Genomic DNA, 19,480 nt, shown 5'->3' with positions numbered 1-19,480 from the left:
CTCCCGGACCGGCGCAGACGGCTTTGATTGAATCAGCTACGAAGGAGTGAGCGGCCTGATGACGGTTCCCCTGCCGACCGACAGCACCCGGTGGCGCTGCACCTTGTGCGGCAACCTCACGCGGTTCGATGTCACCCGTTCGTCGAAGGTCGTGGAGTACGTCCATCTGGACCTCGCCGGTGAGCCCAAGGTCGAGGAGCGCGAGGTGGTCAATGAGACCATCGAGTCGGTCCGCTGCCGCTGGTGCAACGCGGTGGACCAGATCGAGCTCGTGGACAGGCCGGGCGCGGACTCCTGAGGGAGCCGGGCCCGCAGGTAGATCACGGTAGGGGTGACGGATTGTGGAGCCAGCAAGCGGCGCTGAGCCGGCCGACGCGGCCGGCGACGCCGCCGAGGTGCTCGACCGCCCGCTGCCGGAAGGCGTGCGGCGCCGGGTCGTCGCGCTCGTCTCGGACGCCTTCGGCGGGCTGACGGTCGCGGACCTCCCGGCGCAGCTGCGCCAGTATGCCCGTTTCACCCCGACCCGGCGTGCCAAGTTCGCGGGCAACGCCATGGCCGCGGCGGTCGAGAGCGATCCCGTGTTCCGCGGCAGGGTGGCCGAGAAGGTGCGCGAGGCACAGGTGGACCTGGCCGGGGCGCTGGAGTCCGGGGCCCCGCCCGCCGCAGCCGATCCGCTGGACGTGGCGGCTGCCGCGTACGTCCTGCGGCCGGCCGGCTGGGTCAAGCTGGTGGCCGCCGCGGGCGAGGAGGCGCAGCGCGCCGACGCCGAGCGGGTCGGCGAGGAGACCCGGCGCGAACTGGACCGGCTCCGCGAGGAACTGGTCCACCTGCGGGAGACGCAGCGCACGGGCGGCGAGCAGGTGCGGGCCGATCTGGAGGCCGCGCGCAGGGAAGCGGAATCGCTTCAGCGCAAGCTGCGCAGCGCGCTCAGCGACGTCAAGCGCGGTGAGGCGGCCCTGCGCAAGGTGAACGCCGAGGTCGACGGCATCCGCGGTGAGGCGGCCGCCCGGGTGGCCGCCGCCGAGAGCGAGTCCCGCCGGCTCAAGTCCCGGCTCGCGGAGGTGGAGTCGTCGCTGGAGACCTCGCGCCGGGCGACCCGCGAGGGGCGCAGCATCGAGGACATGCGGCTGCGGCTGCTGCTGGACACCGTGCTGGACGCGGCCCAGGGGCTGCGCCGCGAGTTGGCGCTGCCGCCGGTCTCGACCCGGCCCGCGGACACCGTGGAGGCGGTGGAACCGGGCCGGATGACGCCGAAGGACATCGCGGCGCGCGCCCTGTCGGAGACCGATCCGGCGCTGCTGGACCAGCTGTTGGCGCTGCCCCAGGCCCATCTGGTGGTCGACGGCTACAACGTCACCAAGACCGGCTATCCGACGATGCCGCTGGAGAAGCAGCGGCTGCGGCTGCTGGGCGGGTTGTCGATGCTCGCCGCGCAGACGGGCGCGGAGATGACCTGCGTCTTCGACGGGGCGGAACTGGCGGCGCCGGTGCTGCTGGCCCCGCCGCGCGGGGTGCGGGTGCTGTTCTCCAAGGCCGGGGTGACGGCGGACGAACTGATCCGCCAGCTGGTGCGCGCGGAGCCGCCCGGCCGGCCGGTGGTCGTGGTCTCGACGGACCGCGAGGTCGCCGACGGGGTGGCCAAGGCGGGTGCCCGGCCGGTGACGTCCGCATTGCTCCTGAAGCGGCTTTCGCGCGTTTCGTAACTCCTGTCCGCCTTGCCGTAATTGGCAGGGCGGTAGGGGAACGGTCCGTCAAGTGGTTGGCACACAGCGTGCGCTGCGGGTAAAGAACCTGGTCGGGGACCGAAGTTTTTCGCGGCAGGATTTGAACTGATCACAGGAAGGTCACTAGGGTCTGTTCAAACCTTCGTGCGGTAGATCACTCATTCGGGGTGGCGGCGAAGGTGCTGCCGAGTTGCGTTCTTCGGCGGCTCTAGGAAGAAGGAGCTCGCCTCCGTGGCGTCCCACCGTCGACCCAAGCAGCCGAACCGTGCTCGTGTGACCGTGCTCACCGCCACTGCGGCCGCGGTCGTCGCCCTGTCCGCCCAGAGCGCCTCCGCCGCTCCGGCGAAGCCGGGCAAGGACGAGGTCAAGAGCCAGGTCGACGCGCTCTACGAAGAGGCGGAGCAGGCCACCGAGAAGTACAACGGGGCCAAGGAGCGCCAGGAGAAGCTCGAAAAGGAGATCGGGTACCTCCAGGACCAGGTCGCGCGCGGCCAGGGTGACCTCAACGAGCTGCGCAACACGCTCGGTTCGATGGCCAGCGCCCAGTACCGCAGCGGCGGCATCGACCCCTCCCTGGCCCTCCTCCTCTCCGAGGACCCCGACGGCTACCTCGACAAGGCCTCCTCCCTGGAGCACCTGACCGGCAATCAGGTCGAAGCGGTCCAGAAGATCCAGGCCAAGCAGCGCACCCTCGCGCAGCAGCGCCAGGAGGCCGCCGGCAAGCTCGCCGACCTCGACGCGACCCGCAAGGAACTCGGCGAGAAGAAGAAGATCTCGACGGACAAGCTCACCGCGGCCCAGGCCCTGCTCAACAGCCTGACCACGCAGGAGCGTGCGGCGCTCAAGGACGAGGAATCGCGAGCCAGCCGCAGCGACAGCTCCCGCGTCGACCTCGGCGACGTCAAGGCCTCCGGCCGTGCCGGAGCGGCTCTGGCGGCCGCGAAGACCAAGCTGGGCGGCGCTTACCAGTCCGGCGCCACCGGCCCGAGCGCCTTCGACTGCTCCGGGCTGACCCAGTGGGCCTACAGGCAGGCCGGCGTGAACATCAGCCGCGTCACCTTCACCCAGGTCAACGACGGCACCCGCATCAGCCGCAGCCAGCTCCAGCCCGGCGACCTGGTCTTCTTCTACGACGACCTGCACCACGTCGGCCTCTACGCGGGCAACAACATGACCCTGCACGCCTCCAACCCGCGCAGTGGCATCAAGTACGAGTCGATGGACAACATGCCCTTCCAGTTCGGCGTCCGCGTCGGCTGACGCGCCGCACACCGCCCATCCGGGCGAATTGCGGGGCCCCGCTGTGACCCCACGCCCCGCCGGTGACCTGCGTCTGCGGCGGGGCGTCACCCTGCGTGCCCGCCGGCGGTCGTTGGCCGGTGACCGGTGGCGCCGCTACTGTCTGCCAGCGCGGAACCCGGCACACGGCCGTCCACGGAGGGCGGACCCGGGCCCCGCGCAGCGGAAGGGAGCGGTTCCACGTGGCGTCCCATCGCCGGCCCGGGCTCAACGGCCTCGACCGGAGCACGAGATTCACCGTCCTCACCGCCGCCGCGGCGACCGCCGCGGTCGCCATGGCCGGGGCGCCCGCGAGTGCCGCCCCCGGCCTCCGGCAGGACCCCGCCGTGGGAGCACGTGCCCAGGTCGACCGGCTCTTCGAAGAGGCCGAGCGGGCCACCGAGCACTTCAACGAGGCGGGGGAGAAGGCCGACCGGCTGCGCGCCGAGGTCAGCCGGGCCCAGGACGCCGTCGCCCGCGGCCAGGAGCGCATCAACACGATGCGCGGCATCCTCGGCACCTTCGCCGGAGCCCAGTACCGCAGCGGCGGCATCGACCCCGCCGTCGGCCTGATGCTGTCCGAGGACCCCGACGCCTACCTCGAACAGGCCGCCGCACTGGCCCGGTTGACCGGCCGCCAGGCCCGCCAGCTGGACGAACTGCGCGAGGAACAGCGCCGCCTCGGCCAGGAGCGCCGGGAGGCATCGCGCAAACTCGCCGAACTGGACGCCCTGCGCGCCGACGTGGCCCGGCACAAGCGCGCCGTCACCGCGAAGCTGGCTGCCGCCCGCCGGCTGCTGGCCGCCATGCCCTCCGCGGAGCGGGCCGCATTCGAGCGCACCTCCCGCTCGGCGGGCCGGGCCGACGCGCTGCCCGACCCCTCCGCCGGGGGCCTGCCCGCCGGCCGCGCCGCGACCGCCGTGATGGCCGCCCGCTCGGCGGTCGGCCGCCCCTACGTGTGGGGCTCCACCGGCCCCTCCGGCTTCGACTGCTCGGGGCTCATGGTCTGGTCCTACCGCCAGGCGGGCGTCTCACTGCCGCGCACCTCACAGGCGCAGCGGTACGCCGGCCGCCGGGTGCCGCTGTCGCAGGCACGCCCCGGCGACCTGGTCACCTACCGCTCGGACGCCAGTCACGTCGCCATGTACGTCGGCAACGGCCAGGTGGTCCACGCCCCGTACCCGGGGGCCCGGGTCCGCTACGACCCGGTCGGGATGATGCCGGTCTCCTCGGTGACCCGGCCCTGACCGGGCGTCCTGAGATCCGGGCGTCCTGAGCGGGGCCATGCCGGGGCCCTGACCCCGGGGGAGCCCCGGCGGCGGAACCCGGGGCCGGACCGGGGCGCGTCCGGCCCTGCGTACGATCGGCGGATGCTTTCCGGTCGTCATCTCCTGCGGGCACTGCCGCTCCTGCTGTGCGCCCTGCTCGCCGTGGCCGGATGCGCCGGGCGGGCCCCCGGCGGCGACGGCCCGGCCGAGCGGGACGTCCGCCGGGCCGTCGCCGACTGGGCGCGGGCCGTGCCCGCCCCGCTCGCCGGGATCCCGCTCCAGGACTGGGCGTACGAGGTCGCCTCGGTGCGGCGGGAGGGCGCACGGGCCGTCGTACGGGCGCAGCTGCGCTACCGGCTCACCGGTTACGACACCGCTCCCGCCGGCTCGGCCCGCGAGCTCGAACTGACCGGGCAGGACGGGAACTGGCGCGTCCGCACGGACCGGCCGGCCCCCGGCGCGCCGCCGCAGCTGTGGGACCAGGGCCCGGTGTCGGTGGTCCCCGGCGCGCATTGCCTGGTCCTCGGCGGCGCCGGGCAGAGCCGGGAGACCCTGCGGGAGATCGCGGACGAGGCCGACCGGGCGGTGCCCGCCGCGAGCGCCGCCTGGCCGCGGCCGTGGGCGGGCCGGGCGGTGGTGCTGGTCCCCGGCTCCCTGGACCGGATGGCCGAGCTGCTCGGCGGGCGGGCCGACACCTACCGCGGGCTGGCAGCGGTCACCACCGGCCGGGTGGGCGCGGTGCCCGGGCCCGCGGACCGGGTGGTGGTCAACCCGGAGGGGTACGCCGAACTGGGCGGGACGGGCCGGCGGATCATCCTGGCCCACGAGGTCACCCACGTGGCCACCCGGGCGGCGACCACCGCGACGACCCCCCTGTGGCTCTCCGAGGGCTTCGCGGACTGGGCGGCGTACCGGGGCGGCTCCACCACCCCCGCGCAGGGCGCCCCCGCGCTGGGCCGGGCCGTACGGCGGGGTGAGGTGCCGGCGCAGCTGCCCCCGGCGGAGGCGTTCGCCTTCGGCGGCGACCCGCAGGCCGCGGCCCGCGCCTACGAGGGCGCGTGGCTGGCCTGCCGGCTGATCGCGGAGAAGTGGGGCGAGGAGGCGCTGGCCGGGCTCTACGAGCAGGCCGGGCGGGAGGCGCTGGGGGCGGCGCTGGAGCGGACGCTGGGCGTGGACCCGGCCGGGCTCACGACGGCCTGGCAGGAGGACCTGCGGGCCGAACTGCGCTGAGTGCGTCCGCACGCGTCCGGTACTGTCGGCAGGCGATGCACAAGACGCTGATCGTGACCAACGACTTCCCGCCGCGACCGGGCGGTATCCAGGCATTCCTCCACAACATGGCGCTGCGGCTGGATCCCGACCGGATCGTCGTCTACGCCTCCACGTGGAAGCACGGCGCGGAGGGTCGCGAGGCCACCGCGGCCTTCGACGCCGAGCAGCCCTTCCCGGTGGTCCGCGACCGTACGACGATGCTGCTGCCGACCCCTCGGGTGACGAAGCGTGCGGTAGGCCTGCTGCGCGAACACGATTGTGAGTCCGTGTGGTTCGGGGCGGCGGCCCCGCTCGGGCTGATGGGCCCGGCGCTGCGCCGGGCCGGAGCCCGGCGGATCGTGGCGACCACGCACGGGCACGAGGCGGGCTGGGCCCAGCTGCCGGCCGCGCGGCAGCTGCTGCGGCGGATCGGCGAGGGCACGGACACGCTGACCTACCTGGGGGAGTACACGCGCTCGCGGATCGCCTCGGCGGTGACAAAGGGGGCGGCGGCCCGGATGGTGCAACTCCCGCCGGGGGTGGACGAGAAGACCTTCCACCCGGATTCGGGCGGGACGCGGGTCCGGGCCCGGCTGGGGCTGGCCGGCCGGCCGGTGGTGGTGTGCGTGTCGCGTCTGGTCCCGCGCAAGGGACAGGACACCCTGATCGAGGCGATGCCGAGGATCCTGGCGGCGGTGCCGGAGGCGGTGCTGCTGATCGTGGGCGGCGGGCCGTACGAGGCGGACCTGCGGAAGCTGGCCGTCGCCACGGGGGTCGCCGGATCGGTGGTCTTCACGGGAGCGGTCCCGTGGTCCGAGCTGCCGGCCCACTACGGAGCCGGGGACGTCTTCGCGATGCCGTGCCGGACCCGGCGGGGCGGACTGGACGTGGAGGGGCTCGGGATCGTCTACCTGGAGGCCTCGGCGACGGGTCTGCCGGTGGTCGCAGGAGACTCCGGTGGGGCGCCGGACGCGGTGCTGGACGGGGAGACCGGCTGGGTCGTCCGGGGCGGCGCCCCCGATGAGGCGGCGGACCGCATCGCCACCCTGCTGCTGGACCCGGCCCTGCGGGAGCGGATGGGCGCGGCCGGCCGGGCCTGGGTCGAGGAGAAGTGGCGCTGGGACCTCCTGGCGGACCGCCTCCGCGAACTCCTCTGACCGACCGCCGACCGCCGACCCGCCGACCGCCGGGTGCGGGTCGCCCGTCGACGGCTCCCTGGTCCCCGGCTCGCTCGGCGTGAACCCGTTCCTCACGATCACCGCCCTCGCCGAGCGCAACATGGCCCGGATCCTCGCCGAGGACCCCCGCTAGGGGGCCGGGCGCCGGGGGACGCTCAGCCCCGGTACAGCGCCTCGATCTCGTCCGCGAAGTCCTTCGCCACCACGTTGCGCTTCAGCTTCAGCGACGGCGTGATGTGGCCCGACTCCTCCGTGAACTGGGAGCCGAGAATGCGGAATTTCCGCACCGATTCCGCCTTGGAAACCGCCGCGTTGCCGTCGTCCACGGCCTTCTGCACGGCGGCGAGCAGCTCCGCGTCCTCCCGCAGCTCCGCCGCCGTCACACCGGCCGGCTTGCCGTTCTCCACGGCCCACCGGCCGAGGAACTCCTCGTCGATGGTGACCAGCGCGGCCACGAACGGCCGCCCGTCACCCACCACCATGCACTCCGCGACCAGCGCGTGCGCCCGGATCCGGTCCTCGATCACGGCGGGGGCGACGTTCTTGCCGCCCGCGGTGACGATGAGCTCCTTCTTGCGGCCGGTGATCGTGAGGTAGCCGTCCTCGTCGAGGGTGCCGACGTCGCCGGTGTGGAACCAGCCGTCGGTCAGCGCCTCGGCGGTCGCCGTCTCGTTCTTCCAGTACCCCGAGAAGATCTGCTCGCCGTGCAGCAGCACCTCGCCGTCGTCCGCGATGCGCACCACGGAGCCCGGCATGGGCTGGCCGACCGTGCCGATCTTCTGCTTGTCCCACGGGTTGAAGGTCGTCGCCGCGCAGGACTCGGTCAGGCCGTAGCCCTCCAGCACCGTGAAGCCGATGCCGCGGAAGAAGTGGCCCAGCCGCTCGCCCAGCGGCGCGCCGCCGGAGATCGCGTACTCGCCGCGACCGCCGAGGACCGCGTGCAGCTTGCTGTAGACCAGCTTCGTGAAGACCTTGTGCCTGAGCTTCAGCCCGAAGGACGGGCCGCGCGGGGTGTCCAGCGCACGGCTGTACGCGATGGCGGTGTCGGCCGCGGCGTCGAAGATCCTGCCCTTGCCGTCGGCCTGCGCCTTGGCGCGCGCCGAGTTGTAGACCTTCTCGAAGACCCGGGGGACACCGAGGATCAGGGTGGGGCGGAAGGACTGGAGTTCCTCGGTGAGGTTCTTGATGTCCGGTACGCAGCCCAGCCGGATCGGCGCCAGGACCGCCGCCACCTCGACCAGGCGGCCGAAGACGTGCGCCGCCGGGAGGAAGAGCAGGACGGAACACTCGCCGGTCTTGAACAGCGGCTTCAGGCGCTCCACCGCGTTGCCGCACTCGGCGAAGAAGTTGCGGTGGCTCAGCACGCAGCCCTTGGGGCGGCCGGTGGTGCCCGAGGTGTAGACGATGGTGGCCGGGTCGTCGGCGCCCGCGAGGCTGCTGCGGGCGTCGACCTCCGCGTCGGTGACCGCGGAGCCCGCAGTCCTGAGCTCCGCCAGGTCGCCCCGCTCGATCTCCCAGACCTCGCGCAGCTCCGGCAGCCGGTCGCGCAGCGCGGCCACGGCCTCGCTGTGCCCGGGGCTCTCGACCACCGCGGCGACCGCGCCGGAGTCGCCGAGGATCCACTGGATCTGCTCGGGGGAGCTGGTCTCGTAGACGGGGACGGTGACGCCGCCCGCGCTCCAGATCGCGAAGTCGACCAGCACCCACTCGTAGCGGGTGCGGGAGATCAGGGCGACCCGGTCGCCGGGCCGGACGCCGGCCGCGATCAGGCCCTTGGCCACCGCCCGGACCTCGGCCAGGAACTGCGTCGCGGTCACGTCCTGCCACCGGCCGTCGACCTTGCGGCTCATGACGGCGGTATCGGGATGCTGAGCGGCGTTGCGGCGGATGAGATCCGTCAGGTTCCCGTCCGACGGGACCTCGTACAGGGCCGGAAGGCTGAACTCGCGCAAGACTGCTGCTCCTCTGGGCGCCATCGCCACCATGTGGACCGACCGGACGTTACCCACCGGTAGTGGGTTCCCGATAGAGGGAACCGGCCAGATGTTCGGTGCGTCACACGTCGCGGCACTGTCCGGCCGACACTAGTCGACCGCCTCGGCGACGCGGAAGTAACCGCAGGTCCGGCCGCCTCCGCGACCCCCTCTACCCGCGTCCACCCGCTCCCCCTAGGGTGGAGCGCATGGCTGGCAGCATGAGGGACGGGATGACGGGCAAGAGCGGATCGAGCCGCACGCGCGTCCACGTCGTGAGCGACGTGCACGGCAACGCGCAGGCCCTCGCCAAGGCGGGAGACGGCGCCGACGCGCTGATCTGCCTCGGCGACCTCGTCCTCTTCCTCGACTACGCCGACCACTCGCGCGGCATCTTCCCCGACCTCTTCGGCGTGGAGAACGCCGACCGGATCGTCGAGCTGCGCACCGCCCGCCGCTTCGCCGAGGCCCACGCCCTCGGCCGGCGGCTGTGGTCCGGGCTGGACCGCGAGCGGCTGATCGAGGGCGCGGTGCGCCGCCAGTACGCCGAGATGTTCGCCGCCTTCCCCACCCCCACCTACGCCACCTACGGCAACGTCGACATCCCCGCCCTGTGGCCCGAGTACGCCGACCGCCCCGGCATCACCGTGCTCGACGGGCAGCGCGTCGAGATCGGCGGCCGCGTCTTCGGCTTCGTGGGCGGCGGACTGCCCTCGCCCATGCGGACCCCCTACGAGGTGGACGTGGAGGCGTACGCGGCCAAGGTCGAGGCGCTGGGCGAGGTGGACGTCCTGTGCTCGCACATCCCGCCCGAGGTGCCCGAGCTCTGCTACGACACCGTCGCCCGCCGGTTCGAACGCGGCAGCGAAGCCCTGCTGGCCGCCATCCGCCGCACCCGCCCCCGCTACGCCCTCTTCGGACACGTCCACCAGCCGCTCGCACGGCGGATGCGCATCGGGCGCACGGAGTGCGTGAACGTCGGCCACTTCGCCGCGACCGGAAGGCCCTGGGCCCTGGAGTGGTGAGCTCCGCACGCACGGTAGCCTTCCAGCGGCGGCCCCAGGCCGCACACTTCCCCGAACTCCCCCAGCTGCCGCTGGGAGGTACCCCCGGCCCGGAGGAGCGACCGCGATGGCGGAACACACCAGCTCAAGCATCACGATCGACGCCGCCCCGGCCGACGTGATGGCCGTGATCGCCGACTTCGCCCGCTACCCCGAGTGGACCGGCGAGGTGAAGGAGGCCGAGGTGCTCGCCACCGACGCCGAGGGACGGGCCGAAAGGGTCCGGCTGCTGCTCGACGCCGGCGCGATCAAGGACGACCACACCCTCGCCTACACCTGGAAGGGCGCGGACGAGGTCAGCTGGACCCTGGACAAGTCCCAGATGCTGCGCCAGCTGGACGGCTCCTACCGGCTGGCCCCGGTGGAGGGCGGCACGCGCACCGAGGTCACCTACCAGCTGACCGTGGACGTCAAGATCCCCATGCTCGGCATGATCAAGCGCAAGGCCGAGAAGGTCATCATCGACCGCGCCCTCGCGGGCCTGAAGAAGCGCGTCGAGTCGACCGGCTGACCCGACCCGGAGCGCACGCACCATGCACACCTTGCTGATCACCGGCCCCGGCGGCGCCGGCCGGACCACCGCGGCCGCGGCCACCGCCCTCGCGGCGGCCCGGGAGGGCCGGCGGGTGCTGCTGCTGTCCGCGGACCCCGGCGACCCGGCCGCCGCCCTCGTCGGAGGGGCCACGGGGCAGATCGCCGACGCCGCACCCGGACTGCGGGCCCTGCCGGTGGCCGACGGGCTGAGGGTGGCCCGGGTGGACTCCGGCGAGGAGTTCCGCGAGGAGCTCGTCGCCCTCCAGGCGCGCGGCTCCGCCCTCCTCGGCATGGTCGGCGCCCGCCCGCTCGGCGCAGAAGAACTCACCGAACTGCCCGGCGCCGAGCAGTTCGCCCTGCTGCGCGCCCTGCGGCGGGCCGCCGCCGCGCCCGGCACCGACCTCGTCGTCGTCGACATGCCGCCGGTCCACCAGACCGTGGCCACCCTGGCCCTGCCCGCCCAGCTGCGCCGCTACCTCACCCGGCTGCTCCCCGCCGAGCGGCAGGCTGCCCGCGCCCTGCGGCCCGTACTGGCCCAGCTGGCCGGTGTGCCCATGCCCGCGCAGTGGCTCTACGAGGCCGCCGCCCGCTGGGACGAGGAGCTCGCCGCCGTCCAGGCCGTCATCGAGGACGACGCCACCGAGGTGCGGCTGGTCGCCGAACCGGGACCCGCCGCCGACGACGCGCTCCGGCTGGGCCGGCTCGGACTCGCCCTCCAGCAGCTGCCGGTCTCCGCCCTCCTCGCCAACCGCCTCCTCCCGCAGGACTCCGCGGACACCTGGCTCGCCGGGCTCGCCGCCCAGCAGGAGAAGTACGCGGCCCAGTGGGCCGCAGAGCTCCCCGTGGTCCGGCTCGGCCACCTCGGCAGGGACCCGCGCGGCCCGCAGGACCTGCGGGCGCTCGCCGCCGCCGGACTCCTCCCCGGCGCGCCCGCGCCACGCCCGGCCTGGCAGGTCGAGGACCGGCTCGCCGCGGACGGCGTGCTCGTCTGGTCCGTGCCCCTGCCCGGCGCCCGCAAGAGCGACCTCGACCTGATCCGCCGCGGCGACGAGCTGTTGCTCACGGTCGGCCCGTACCGCAGGATCGTCCCCCTGCCCGCGGCGCTGCGCCGCTGCACGGTCTCCGGCGCCGCCCTGGCCGAGGACGTCCTGCGCATCCGCTTCACCCCGGACCCGGGCCTGTGGCCCCGCACGCCCTGAACCCGCCACGCGCACGTCCCGGCACCTGAACCCCGTACCCCCGTTCGGGTACCGTCGAAGGTAGCCCGTACCGCACGCACAGCAGCTGCCGCAGGAGAGTCCGCCATGAGCGAGGCCACCGACCGCCCCACCGACGACGACGCCTGGGCCAGGGCCTGCGCCGAGGACCTCGCGGCCGAGAAGGAGCGACTGCGCGGGCGGGGCGGGGCGGGCGGCGCCGCCACCGGCACCGCCGCCGAGGAACTGTTCAAGCTCTTCGGAGCTGTCGCCGACAAGGTCTCGGGCCTGAACAACCCGCTCCTCGGCGCCACCGCACAAGAAGCCGTACGCCAGTTCGTCAACCAGGCCAAGACCGCCGCCCAGCCCGTCATCGAGCGCAACCCCGAGGTCTTCGACCACCTCGCGGCCGCCGGATCCGAACTGCTCGCCGCCTACCGCTCGGCCGTCGAGGGCCACGAACGCCGCTGGACGCGCGACGAGCCCCCGCCGCCCCGCCGGGCACCCGAGGAGGGCGGTCCCCGCAAGGAGGGCCCCGGTGAAGGCCCGACCGAGCGGATCGATCTCGACTGAACCCCGGCCGCCCTCGGGTACGGTTGGCCGTGGCGGGGTTTGACCGGAAACCGAGGGACTAATGGGACTCACCATCGGCGTCGACATCGGCGGCACGAAGATCGCGGCCGGCGTGGTCGACGAAGAGGGCACCATCCTTGAGACGTACAAGGTGCCCACCCCGCCGACCGCGGACGGAGTGACGGAGGCGATCTGCGCCGCCGTCTCGGAAGTCAGCAGCAACCACACCATCGACGCCGTCGGCATCGGCGCCGCGGGTTACGTGGACGACAAGCGCGCCACCGTGCTCTTCGCGCCGAACATCAACTGGCGGCACGAGCCGCTCAAGGACAAGGTCGAGCAGCGCATCGGCCTGCCCGTCGTCGTCGAGAACGACGCGAACTGCGCGGCCTGGGGCGAGTACCGCTTCGGCGCCGGCCAGGGCCACGAGGACGTCATCTGCATCACGCTCGGCACCGGCCTGGGCGGCGGCATCATCATCGGCAACAAGCTGCGCCGCGGACGCTTCGGCGTCGCCGCCGAGTTCGGCCACATCCGGGTCGTCCCGGACGGCCTGCTGTGCGGGTGCGGCAGCCAGGGCTGCTGGGAGCAGTACGCCTCCGGCCGGGCGCTCGTGCGGTACGCGAAGCAGCGCGCCAACGCCACCCCCGAGAACGCGACGGTCCTGCTCGGGCTCGGCGACGGAACCCCCGACGGCATCGAGGGCAAGCACATCAGCGAGGCCGCCCGGCAGGGCTGCCCCGTGGCCGTCGACTCCTTCCGCGAGCTGGCCCGCTGGGCCGGCGCGGGCCTGGCCGACCTCGCCTCGCTCTTCGACCCGTCGGCCTTCATCGTCGGCGGCGGCGTCTCGGACGAGGGCGACCTCGTGCTGGACCCCATCCGCAAGTCGTTCAAGCGCTGGCTGATCGGTGGGGCCTGGCGCCCGCACGCGCAGGTCCTCGCCGCCCAGCTGGGCGGCAAGGCCGGACTCGTCGGCGCCGCGGACCTGGCCCGCCAGGGCTGACCCGCCCGTGACGCGACTGCCCGCCGCGCCCCTTGGGGGAGCGGCGGGCATCTGCGTATGTTGCGGGCATGGACCAGCTGCTGCCTTCGCTGCCGAAGTCTCGTACGGAGCCCGACGGTTCTGCCGTGATCCGCGTGCTCACCTACAACATCCGCTCGCTGCGCGACGACGAGGAGGCGCTGGCCCGGGTCATCCGGGCCTGCGCACCCGACCTCGTCCTCGTGCAGGAGGCGCCGCGGTTCTTCCGATGGCGCAAACACGCGGCCCGTCTGGCCGCCACCTGCGATCTGGTGGTCCTCGGCGGAGGCGCCACGGCGGCCGGGCCCCTGCTGATGTGCTCGCTGCGGGTCTTCGTGGAGCGGACCGAGGACGTGCTGCTGCCGCTCACCCCCGGCCTGCACCGCAGGGGCCTCGCCACGGCGGTGGTCCGGATCGGGGCGGCGCGGGTGGGCCTGGTCTCGGCGCACCTGTCGCTGGACCCGGCGGAACGGCGGGCCCAGGCCGCGATGCTGCTGGAGCGGGCCGCCACCCTGGACGCCCCGCACACGATCGTCGCGGGCGACCTGAACGAGGGCCCCGGCGGCCCGGCCTTCGGGCAGCTGGCCGCCGCCTTCCAGGACTGCCGGACGGTGGCGCCGTGGGGCGGGGAGGGGACCTTCCCGGCGGGAGCGCCGGAGCGCCGGATCGACGCGGTCTTCGCGAGCCGGGACGTGCGGGTGCTGGGCTGCGGTGTCCCCGCGGGGCTGGCGGGGATCTCGCCCGGCGACCTGCGGTCGGCCTCCGACCACCTGCCGGTACTGGCCGCCCTGCACCTCCCGGCCACGCCGTAGCTCCGCGGAGTCGGCCCGCGCCGGCGCTGACGGGGGTCTTCGCCCGGGGGCACGCACAGCCCCGGGCAGGAGCCGCCGCGGGGCGGGCCCGGCTCCGGCCGTGCCCGTCCCCCGCCTCAGACCACCGCGCCGCGGCCCGGGTCGTCGTCCTCGTCGTCGCCGTGCGCCATCCGCGCCACCAGGGTCGCGAACCCGCCCAGGAAACCGCCGATGCACAGCGTCGCCAGCCACCAGGTCATGTCCCACTGCAGCAGCACCGCCACCAGCAGGAGCACCGGCCCGCCGACCACCGCCAGCCACGCGAACTTCGCCGTCGTGTCCGCCGGCGGGAGCTCCGGCTCCGGAGGGACGAAATGGCCCTCCTCCGCGGGGTCGGCCGGGACCGCCGCACCGTCGTCCTGCGGCTGCGCGAGCGAGTGGTCCCGGGGGCCCGAGAGCCCCACGCCCGGCGCGAAGACCACCGAGCCGCCCAGCGCGGTGACCGGCGGTTCGCTCTCCTTCTCCGGATCCGGAGCCGGGTCCTTCTCCGGCGGCTTCACGTCCATCTCCGGGGGCTTCACGTCCTCCTCCGGCAGCAGGAGGTTCTCGATCGGCCTGTACGGTCTGGACCCCGGCGGGTCCGGCGGCTCCTGCCCGTACCCGGCGACGATGGCCGCCCAGGCCGCCTCCTCGTCCAGCGGCGGCACCCCGCCCGACTGCTCCTCGTGCTCAGCCACCCGCCTGCGCCCCCTCCCTGCCCACGCTCTCCGCCAGCCGGCCGACGAACGCATAGCTGTCCGCGAAGATCCGCTCCGCGTCATGGTCCAACGTCGCGACGTGGTAGCTCTGTTCCAGCAGGGTCTCGGTGACGTCCGTCGACGACACCCGCGCCAGGATCCGCGCCGAGTCGGCCGGGTGCACGACGTGGTCCTGCGGGCTGTGCAGCAGCAGCACGGGCTGCGTCACCTGCGGCAGCTCGGTGTCCACCAGCCGCAGGAACTGCCGCAGCGAGTGGGCCGCCCGCGTCGGTACCCGGTCGTACCCGACCTCGTGCGAGCCCGGCTTGGCGATGTCGCTGGCGATGCCCGGCGTCGAGCGGACGAAGTGCCGGGCCACCGGCAGCGCGAAGGCGAGCGGGTCGTGCACCTTGTTGACCGGGTTGACCAGGACGATGCCGCTGATGGCTTCCCCGTGGCGGGCCGCCAGCCGCAGCGTCAGCGCGCCGCCCATCGACAGGCCGAAGACGAACACCCGCGTGCAGCGGTCGAGCAGTTCCCGCAGCGCGCGGTCCACCTCGGCGTACCAGTCCTGCCAGCCCGTGAGCTGCATGTCCTGCCAGCGCGTCCCGTGCCCGGGCAGCAGCGGGAGCGACACCGTCAGGCCCCGCCCCGCCAGGTACTCGGCCCAGGGGCGCAGCGACTGCGGGGTGCCGGTGAAGCCGTGGCAGAGGAGGACGCCGACCTCTCCGCCCTCGTGGCGGAACGGCTCGGCTCCAGGGAGGACGGGCACCAGGGTCTCCTTGATCATGATGTACGTCGGGTGTGTGCGTTGCTCTGTGTGACTTCACCGTACGCGACCGGGGTGACACCGACCAGGGCCGTCGGGCCGCTCCTGCGTGAGCCACGGGTTAAGGTCTGTTCGACAGACACAGGAAGGCTTTCGAGTTGATCTACGGCGCAATGAAGTTCTCCATCGGCGGTTCGCTGAAGCTCGCCTTCAGGCCGTGGGTGGAGGGCCTCGAGAACATTCCCGACGAGGGGCCGGCGATCCTCGCGAGCAACCACCTGTCCTTCTCGGACTCCTTCTTCCTGCCGGCGGTGCTGGACCGGAAGGTCACCTTCATCGCGAAGGCGGAGTACTTCACCTCCCCAGGCGTCAAGGGCAGGCTCACGGCCGCCTTCTTCAAGGGCGTCGGCCAGCTCCCGGTGGACCGCTCCGGAGCGCGCGGAGCCGGTGAGGCCGCCGTCAAGAGCGGCATCGACGTCATCGAGCGGGGTGAACTGTTCGGTATCTACCCCGAGGGGACGCGTTCACCCGACGGACGCCTCTACCGCGGCAAGCCCGGCGGTCTGGCCCGCGTGGCCCTGGCCACCGGCGCCCCCGTGATCCCCGTGGCGATGATCGACACCGAGAAGATCCAGCCGCCCGGCAAGGTGGTCCCCAAGCTGATGCGCCCGGGCATCCGGATCGGCAAGCCGCTGGACTTCAGCCGCTACCAGGGCATGGACGGCGACCGCTTCATCCTGCGCTCGGTGACCGACGAGGTCATGTACGAGATCATGAAGCTCTCCGGCCAGGAGTACGTCGACATCTACGCGACGGCGGCCAAGCGCCAGATCGCCGACGCCGAGAAGGCCGCCAGGAACGAAAAGGCCGACGGCAAGGCGGAGTAACGGCGGGATCTGCGTCCGCGGGGGGTGGGGGAGATGGCCAGACGCGAACGCGTCGTGCGCATGTCGGTCGAGCAGCCGCTGTGGCAGGCCCTGACGGGCTATCGGCTGCTGACGGCGCTCTACGCGGCGCTGCTGTTCGCCTCCGCGTACGAGGAGTACGGGCGCCCCTGGGTCGCGGCCGGCTACCTCGCCGTCCTCGCGGCCTGGACCCTGGCCACGCACCGCAAGGTGGCCGGCGCCGCCGGCTGCACCAGGCGCTTCCTCGGCGCGGACCTCGGCGTCGCCCTCCTCGGGATCCTGCTGACCCCCCTCGCCGACACCGCGCAGCGGATCACCGCCGGCGGTCCCACGCTCCCCTCCATCTGGACGGCGGGCTCGGTCCTCGCCTTCGCGATCAAAGGCGGCTGGCGCTGGGCGGGGTTCGCCTCCACCTTCGTCGCCGCCGCCAACATCGTCATCCACGGCGGCGAGCCCACCCGGGACACCCTGCACAACGTCCTGCTGGTCTGGGTCGCCTCCATAGCGATCGGCTACGTCGTCGAGGTCGCCCGCGCCAGCGAGGCCACCCTCGCCCGCGCCCTGGAGATCGAGGCCGCCACCCGCGAGCGCGAGCGGCTCGCCCGCGACATCCACGACGGAGTGCTCCAGGTCCTCGCCATGGTCCAGCGCCGCGGCACGGAACTGGGCGGCGAGGCCGCCGAGCTGGGCCGGATGGCGGGGGAGCAGGAGGTGGCGCTGCGCACCCTGGTCTCCACCGGGCTGGTGCACCCCTCCCGGGTCTCGCGCGACGGGTCGCGCGGCGCGCTGGTGGACACCTATGAGGAGGAGGAGACCGGCGCGGACGGCGGCGAGCTGGACCTGCGCACCCTCCTGGCCCCGCACGCCGGGTCCCGGGTGAGCTTCGCCGAACCGGGCACCCCGGTTCCGCTGCCGGTGCCCGCGGCCAGGGAGCTGGCCGCGGCGGTGGGCGCGGCGCTCGACAACGTGCGCCGGCACGCGGGGGAGGGGGCCCGTGCCTGGATCCTGGTCGAGGACTGGGGCGACGAGGTGGTCGTGACCGTCCGGGACGACGGGCCGGGCATCCCGGCGGGCCGGCTCGACCAGGCCGAGGGCGAGGGCCGGATGGGGGTGGCCCTGTCCATCCGCGGCCGGCTGCGTGACCTCGGCGGCAGTGCCGAGCTGGTGTCCGTCCCCGGGCAGGGCACCGAAGTGGAACTGAAGGTACCGAGGGCCAGGACGGACAAGAGATGAACGAGCACACCGAGTTGCACCCGTGGGACGAGCCGGCCGGACCGGGCGGGATCAGGGTGATGGTCGTCGACGACCACCCGATGTGGCGGGACGCGGTCGCCCGCGACCTGGCCGCCGCGGGTTTCGACGTGGTGGCCACCGCCGGGGACGGCCCGGAGGCGGTCCGCCGCGCCCCCGCGGTCACCCCGCACGTCCTGGTCCTCGACCTCAACCTCCCCGGCATGCCGGGCGTGCAGGTCTGCAGGGAACTGGTCGGCGCCCACCCCGCACTGCGGGTCCTGGTGCTGTCGGCCAGCGGCGAGCACGCGGACGTCCTGGAGGCAGTGAAGTCCGGCGCGACCGGGTACCTGCTGAAGTCCGCCGGCGCCCAGGAGCTGATCGACGCGGTCCGCCGCACGGCGGCGGGCGACCCGGTGTTCACCCCGGGCCTGGCCGGACTGGTCCTCGGCGAGTACCGGCGCCTGGCCACCGACCCGGCCCCGGCCGCCTCCGACGAGCCGAAGGCGCCGCGGCTGACCGACCGCGAGACCGAGGTGCTGCGGCTGGTGGCCAAGGGGCTCTCGTACAAGCAGATCGCGGAACGGCTGGTCATCTCGCACCGCACGGTGCAGAACCACGTCCAGAACACCCTGGGCAAACTCCAGCTGCACAACCGGGTCGAGCTCGTCCGCTACGCGATAGAGCGGGGCCTCGACGACGCGTAGCCGCGTGCGTACGTCGTACTTACCTCCCCGTCCGAGTGAACGGGCGTACGCAACGCCCCGCGATTCCACCTGAATTGCGCGATCCGGACCCCTTGCTGTGACCTGAGTCACCACTAGCGTGACCGTCATGGCGAAGGGAGATTCCATGAAGGTCGGAGTGCTGACCGGCGGCGGCGACTGCCCCGGGCTCAACGCGGTGATCCGGGCCGTCGTCCGCAAGGGCGAGCAGGAGTACGGCTACGGGTTCATCGGATTCAAGGACGGCTGGCGCGGCACGGTCGAGGGGGCCGCGGTCCCCCTCGACATCCCCGCCGTGCGCGGGATCCTGCCCCGCGGCGGCACCATCCTCGGCTCCTCGCGCACCAACCCGTTCAAGACGGAGAACGGCGTACGGCGCATCAAGGAGAACCTCGCCAAATACGAGGTGGACTCGCTCATCGCGATCGGCGGCGAGGACACCCTCGGCGTCGCGGCGAGGCTGTACGAGGACTACGGCATCCCCTGCGTCGGCGTGCCGAAGACCATCGACAACGACCTGTCCGCGACGGACTACACCTTCGGCTTCGACACCGCCGTCGGCATCGCGACCGAGGCCATCGACCGGCTGCACACCACGGCCGAGTCCCACATGCGGGTCCTGGTCGTCGAGGTGATGGGCCGGCACGCCGGCTGGATCGCCCTGCACTCGGGGCTCGCGGGCGGCGCCAACGTCATCCTCATCCCGGAGCAGCGCTTCGACATGGACCAGGTGTGCGCCTGGGTGGCCTCCCGCTTCAAGGCGAGCTACGCGCCGATCGTGGTGGTGGCGGAAGGCGCGATGCCCAAGGACGGGGAGATGGTCCTCAAGGACGCCACGAAGGACTCCTTCGGCCACGTCCGGCTGTCCGGCGTGGGCGAGTGGCTGGCCAAGGAGATCGAGGCGCGGACCGGCAAGGAGGCCCGCACGACGGTGCTCGGTCACATCCAGCGGGGCGGCACGCCGAGCGCCTTCGACCGGTGGCTGGCGACCCGGTTCGGGCTGCACGCGATCGAAGCGGTGCGTGACCGGGACTTCGGCAAGATGGTCGCGCTGAAGGGGACGGACATCGTGCGGGTGCCGATCGCCGAGGCCACGGCGAAGCTGAAGACGGTGGACCCGGCGCTGTACCGGGAGGTCGGCGTCTTCTTCGGATGACGCCGGGCGGCGCCCGCGAACCACGGGTCCTACCCGGCGGGCTGCCTCGCGGACCGCCAGTCCGAGAAGACCCTGGTTCCCCCGCCCTCCTGACGCCGCCGCCCGCC

The 19,480-nt window shown here is 73.4% G+C and carries 19 protein-coding genes; 16 read left to right on the top strand and 3 right to left on the bottom strand.

Annotated elements, in window-relative coordinates; all coding sequences use genetic code 11:
* Positions 1-58 precede the first annotated feature (58 nt).
* From AMK16_RS14175 to AMK16_RS14150, 6 genes are all read left to right on the top strand, one after another.
* Entirely contained in the window at positions 59-298 is a 240-nt protein-coding gene (locus AMK16_RS14175; RefSeq protein ID WP_073914485.1) for a hypothetical protein, read from the top strand.
* A 40-nt stretch (positions 299-338) separates the two neighbouring features.
* Positions 339-1,703, top strand: a complete 1,365-nt coding sequence (locus AMK16_RS14170; protein ID WP_073914482.1) for an NYN domain-containing protein — start codon at positions 339-341, stop codon at positions 1,701-1,703.
* A gap of 252 nt (positions 1,704-1,955) precedes the next feature.
* Positions 1,956-2,984 carry a C40 family peptidase gene (locus AMK16_RS14165; protein WP_073914480.1) on the top strand — a complete coding sequence of 343 codons (1,029 nt, stop codon included), beginning with the start codon at positions 1,956-1,958 and terminating at the stop codon, positions 2,982-2,984.
* A gap of 221 nt (positions 2,985-3,205) precedes the next feature.
* Complete coding sequence (locus tag AMK16_RS14160) at positions 3,206-4,249, top strand: C40 family peptidase (protein WP_073914478.1); 1,044 nt, start codon at positions 3,206-3,208, stop codon at positions 4,247-4,249.
* 123 nt (positions 4,250-4,372) lie between these two features.
* A complete protein-coding gene (locus AMK16_RS14155) occupies positions 4,373-5,500 on the top strand; it encodes a hypothetical protein (RefSeq protein WP_107417137.1) in 1,128 nt (375 codons plus the stop codon).
* Between the two features lie 35 nt (positions 5,501-5,535).
* A complete protein-coding gene (locus AMK16_RS14150) occupies positions 5,536-6,678 on the top strand; it encodes a glycosyltransferase family 4 protein (RefSeq protein ID WP_073914476.1) in 1,143 nt (380 codons plus the stop codon).
* Between the two features lie 176 nt (positions 6,679-6,854).
* Here the strand turns inward: AMK16_RS14150 and AMK16_RS14145 are convergent, their stop codons facing one another.
* Positions 6,855-8,651: an AMP-dependent synthetase/ligase gene (locus AMK16_RS14145; RefSeq protein ID WP_073914473.1), complete on the bottom strand. Its 1,797-nt coding sequence runs from the start codon at positions 8,649-8,651 to the stop codon at positions 6,855-6,857.
* 230 nt (positions 8,652-8,881) lie between these two features.
* On the opposite strand from AMK16_RS14145, the gene AMK16_RS14140 reads away from it, so the two are divergent.
* From AMK16_RS14140 to AMK16_RS14115, 6 genes are all read left to right on the top strand, one after another.
* Complete coding sequence (locus AMK16_RS14140) at positions 8,882-9,697, top strand: metallophosphoesterase family protein (protein ID WP_443333565.1); 816 nt, start codon at positions 8,882-8,884, stop codon at positions 9,695-9,697.
* Between the two features lie 106 nt (positions 9,698-9,803).
* Positions 9,804-10,247 carry an SRPBCC family protein gene (locus AMK16_RS14135; RefSeq protein WP_073914469.1) on the top strand — a complete coding sequence of 148 codons (444 nt, stop codon included), beginning with the start codon at positions 9,804-9,806 and terminating at the stop codon, positions 10,245-10,247.
* Positions 10,248-10,269: 22 nt separating this feature from the next.
* Entirely contained in the window at positions 10,270-11,469 is a 1,200-nt protein-coding gene (locus AMK16_RS14130) for an ArsA family ATPase (protein WP_073914468.1), read from the top strand.
* Between the two features lie 105 nt (positions 11,470-11,574).
* Complete coding sequence (locus AMK16_RS14125) at positions 11,575-12,039, top strand: DUF5304 domain-containing protein (RefSeq protein WP_073914465.1); 465 nt, start codon at positions 11,575-11,577, stop codon at positions 12,037-12,039.
* Positions 12,040-12,100: 61 nt separating this feature from the next.
* The gene (locus tag AMK16_RS14120; protein WP_073914464.1) at positions 12,101-13,042 is read left to right on the top strand and encodes an ROK family glucokinase; all 942 of its coding nucleotides are present in this window, start codon (positions 12,101-12,103) and stop codon (positions 13,040-13,042) included.
* A 68-nt stretch (positions 13,043-13,110) separates the two neighbouring features.
* Positions 13,111-13,872: an endonuclease/exonuclease/phosphatase family protein gene (locus tag AMK16_RS14115; protein WP_073914461.1), complete on the top strand. Its 762-nt coding sequence runs from the start codon at positions 13,111-13,113 to the stop codon at positions 13,870-13,872.
* 116 nt (positions 13,873-13,988) lie between these two features.
* On the opposite strand, the gene AMK16_RS14110 is transcribed toward AMK16_RS14115, so the two are convergent.
* Positions 13,989-14,588 (bottom strand): hypothetical protein, encoded by a 600-nt coding sequence (locus tag AMK16_RS14110; protein WP_073914459.1) that lies wholly within the window; start codon positions 14,586-14,588, stop codon positions 13,989-13,991.
* Positions 14,581-15,360 (bottom strand): alpha/beta hydrolase, encoded by a 780-nt coding sequence (locus AMK16_RS14105; RefSeq protein WP_073915970.1) that lies wholly within the window; start codon positions 15,358-15,360, stop codon positions 14,581-14,583. Before AMK16_RS14105 ends, AMK16_RS14110 begins: the two co-directional genes overlap by 8 nt.
* 155 nt (positions 15,361-15,515) lie before the next feature.
* Here AMK16_RS14105 and AMK16_RS14100 point away from each other — a divergent pair, with 155 nt between their 5' ends.
* From AMK16_RS14100 to AMK16_RS14085, 4 genes are all read left to right on the top strand, one after another.
* On the top strand, positions 15,516-16,244 hold the full coding sequence (locus AMK16_RS14100; RefSeq protein ID WP_199885439.1) for a lysophospholipid acyltransferase family protein: 729 nt from the start codon (positions 15,516-15,518) through the stop codon (positions 16,242-16,244).
* A 33-nt stretch (positions 16,245-16,277) separates the two neighbouring features.
* A complete protein-coding gene (macS, locus tag AMK16_RS14095) occupies positions 16,278-17,495 on the top strand; it encodes a MacS family sensor histidine kinase (protein ID WP_073915965.1) in 1,218 nt (405 codons plus the stop codon).
* The gene (locus AMK16_RS14090; RefSeq protein ID WP_242438724.1) at positions 17,492-18,199 is read left to right on the top strand and encodes a response regulator; all 708 of its coding nucleotides are present in this window, start codon (positions 17,492-17,494) and stop codon (positions 18,197-18,199) included. Before macS ends, AMK16_RS14090 begins: the two co-directional genes overlap by 4 nt.
* Before the next feature lie 145 nt (positions 18,200-18,344).
* The gene (locus tag AMK16_RS14085; RefSeq protein WP_073914455.1) at positions 18,345-19,373 is read left to right on the top strand and encodes a 6-phosphofructokinase; all 1,029 of its coding nucleotides are present in this window, start codon (positions 18,345-18,347) and stop codon (positions 19,371-19,373) included.
* Positions 19,374-19,480: the final 107 nt, after the last annotated feature.

Source organism: Streptomyces sp. CB00455 (genome assembly GCF_001905445.1).
Lineage (GTDB): Bacteria > Actinomycetota > Actinomycetes > Streptomycetales > Streptomycetaceae > Streptomyces.
The sequence above is the reverse complement of the archived record's forward strand: the minus strand, read 5'-3'. Positions and strand labels throughout refer to the sequence as shown.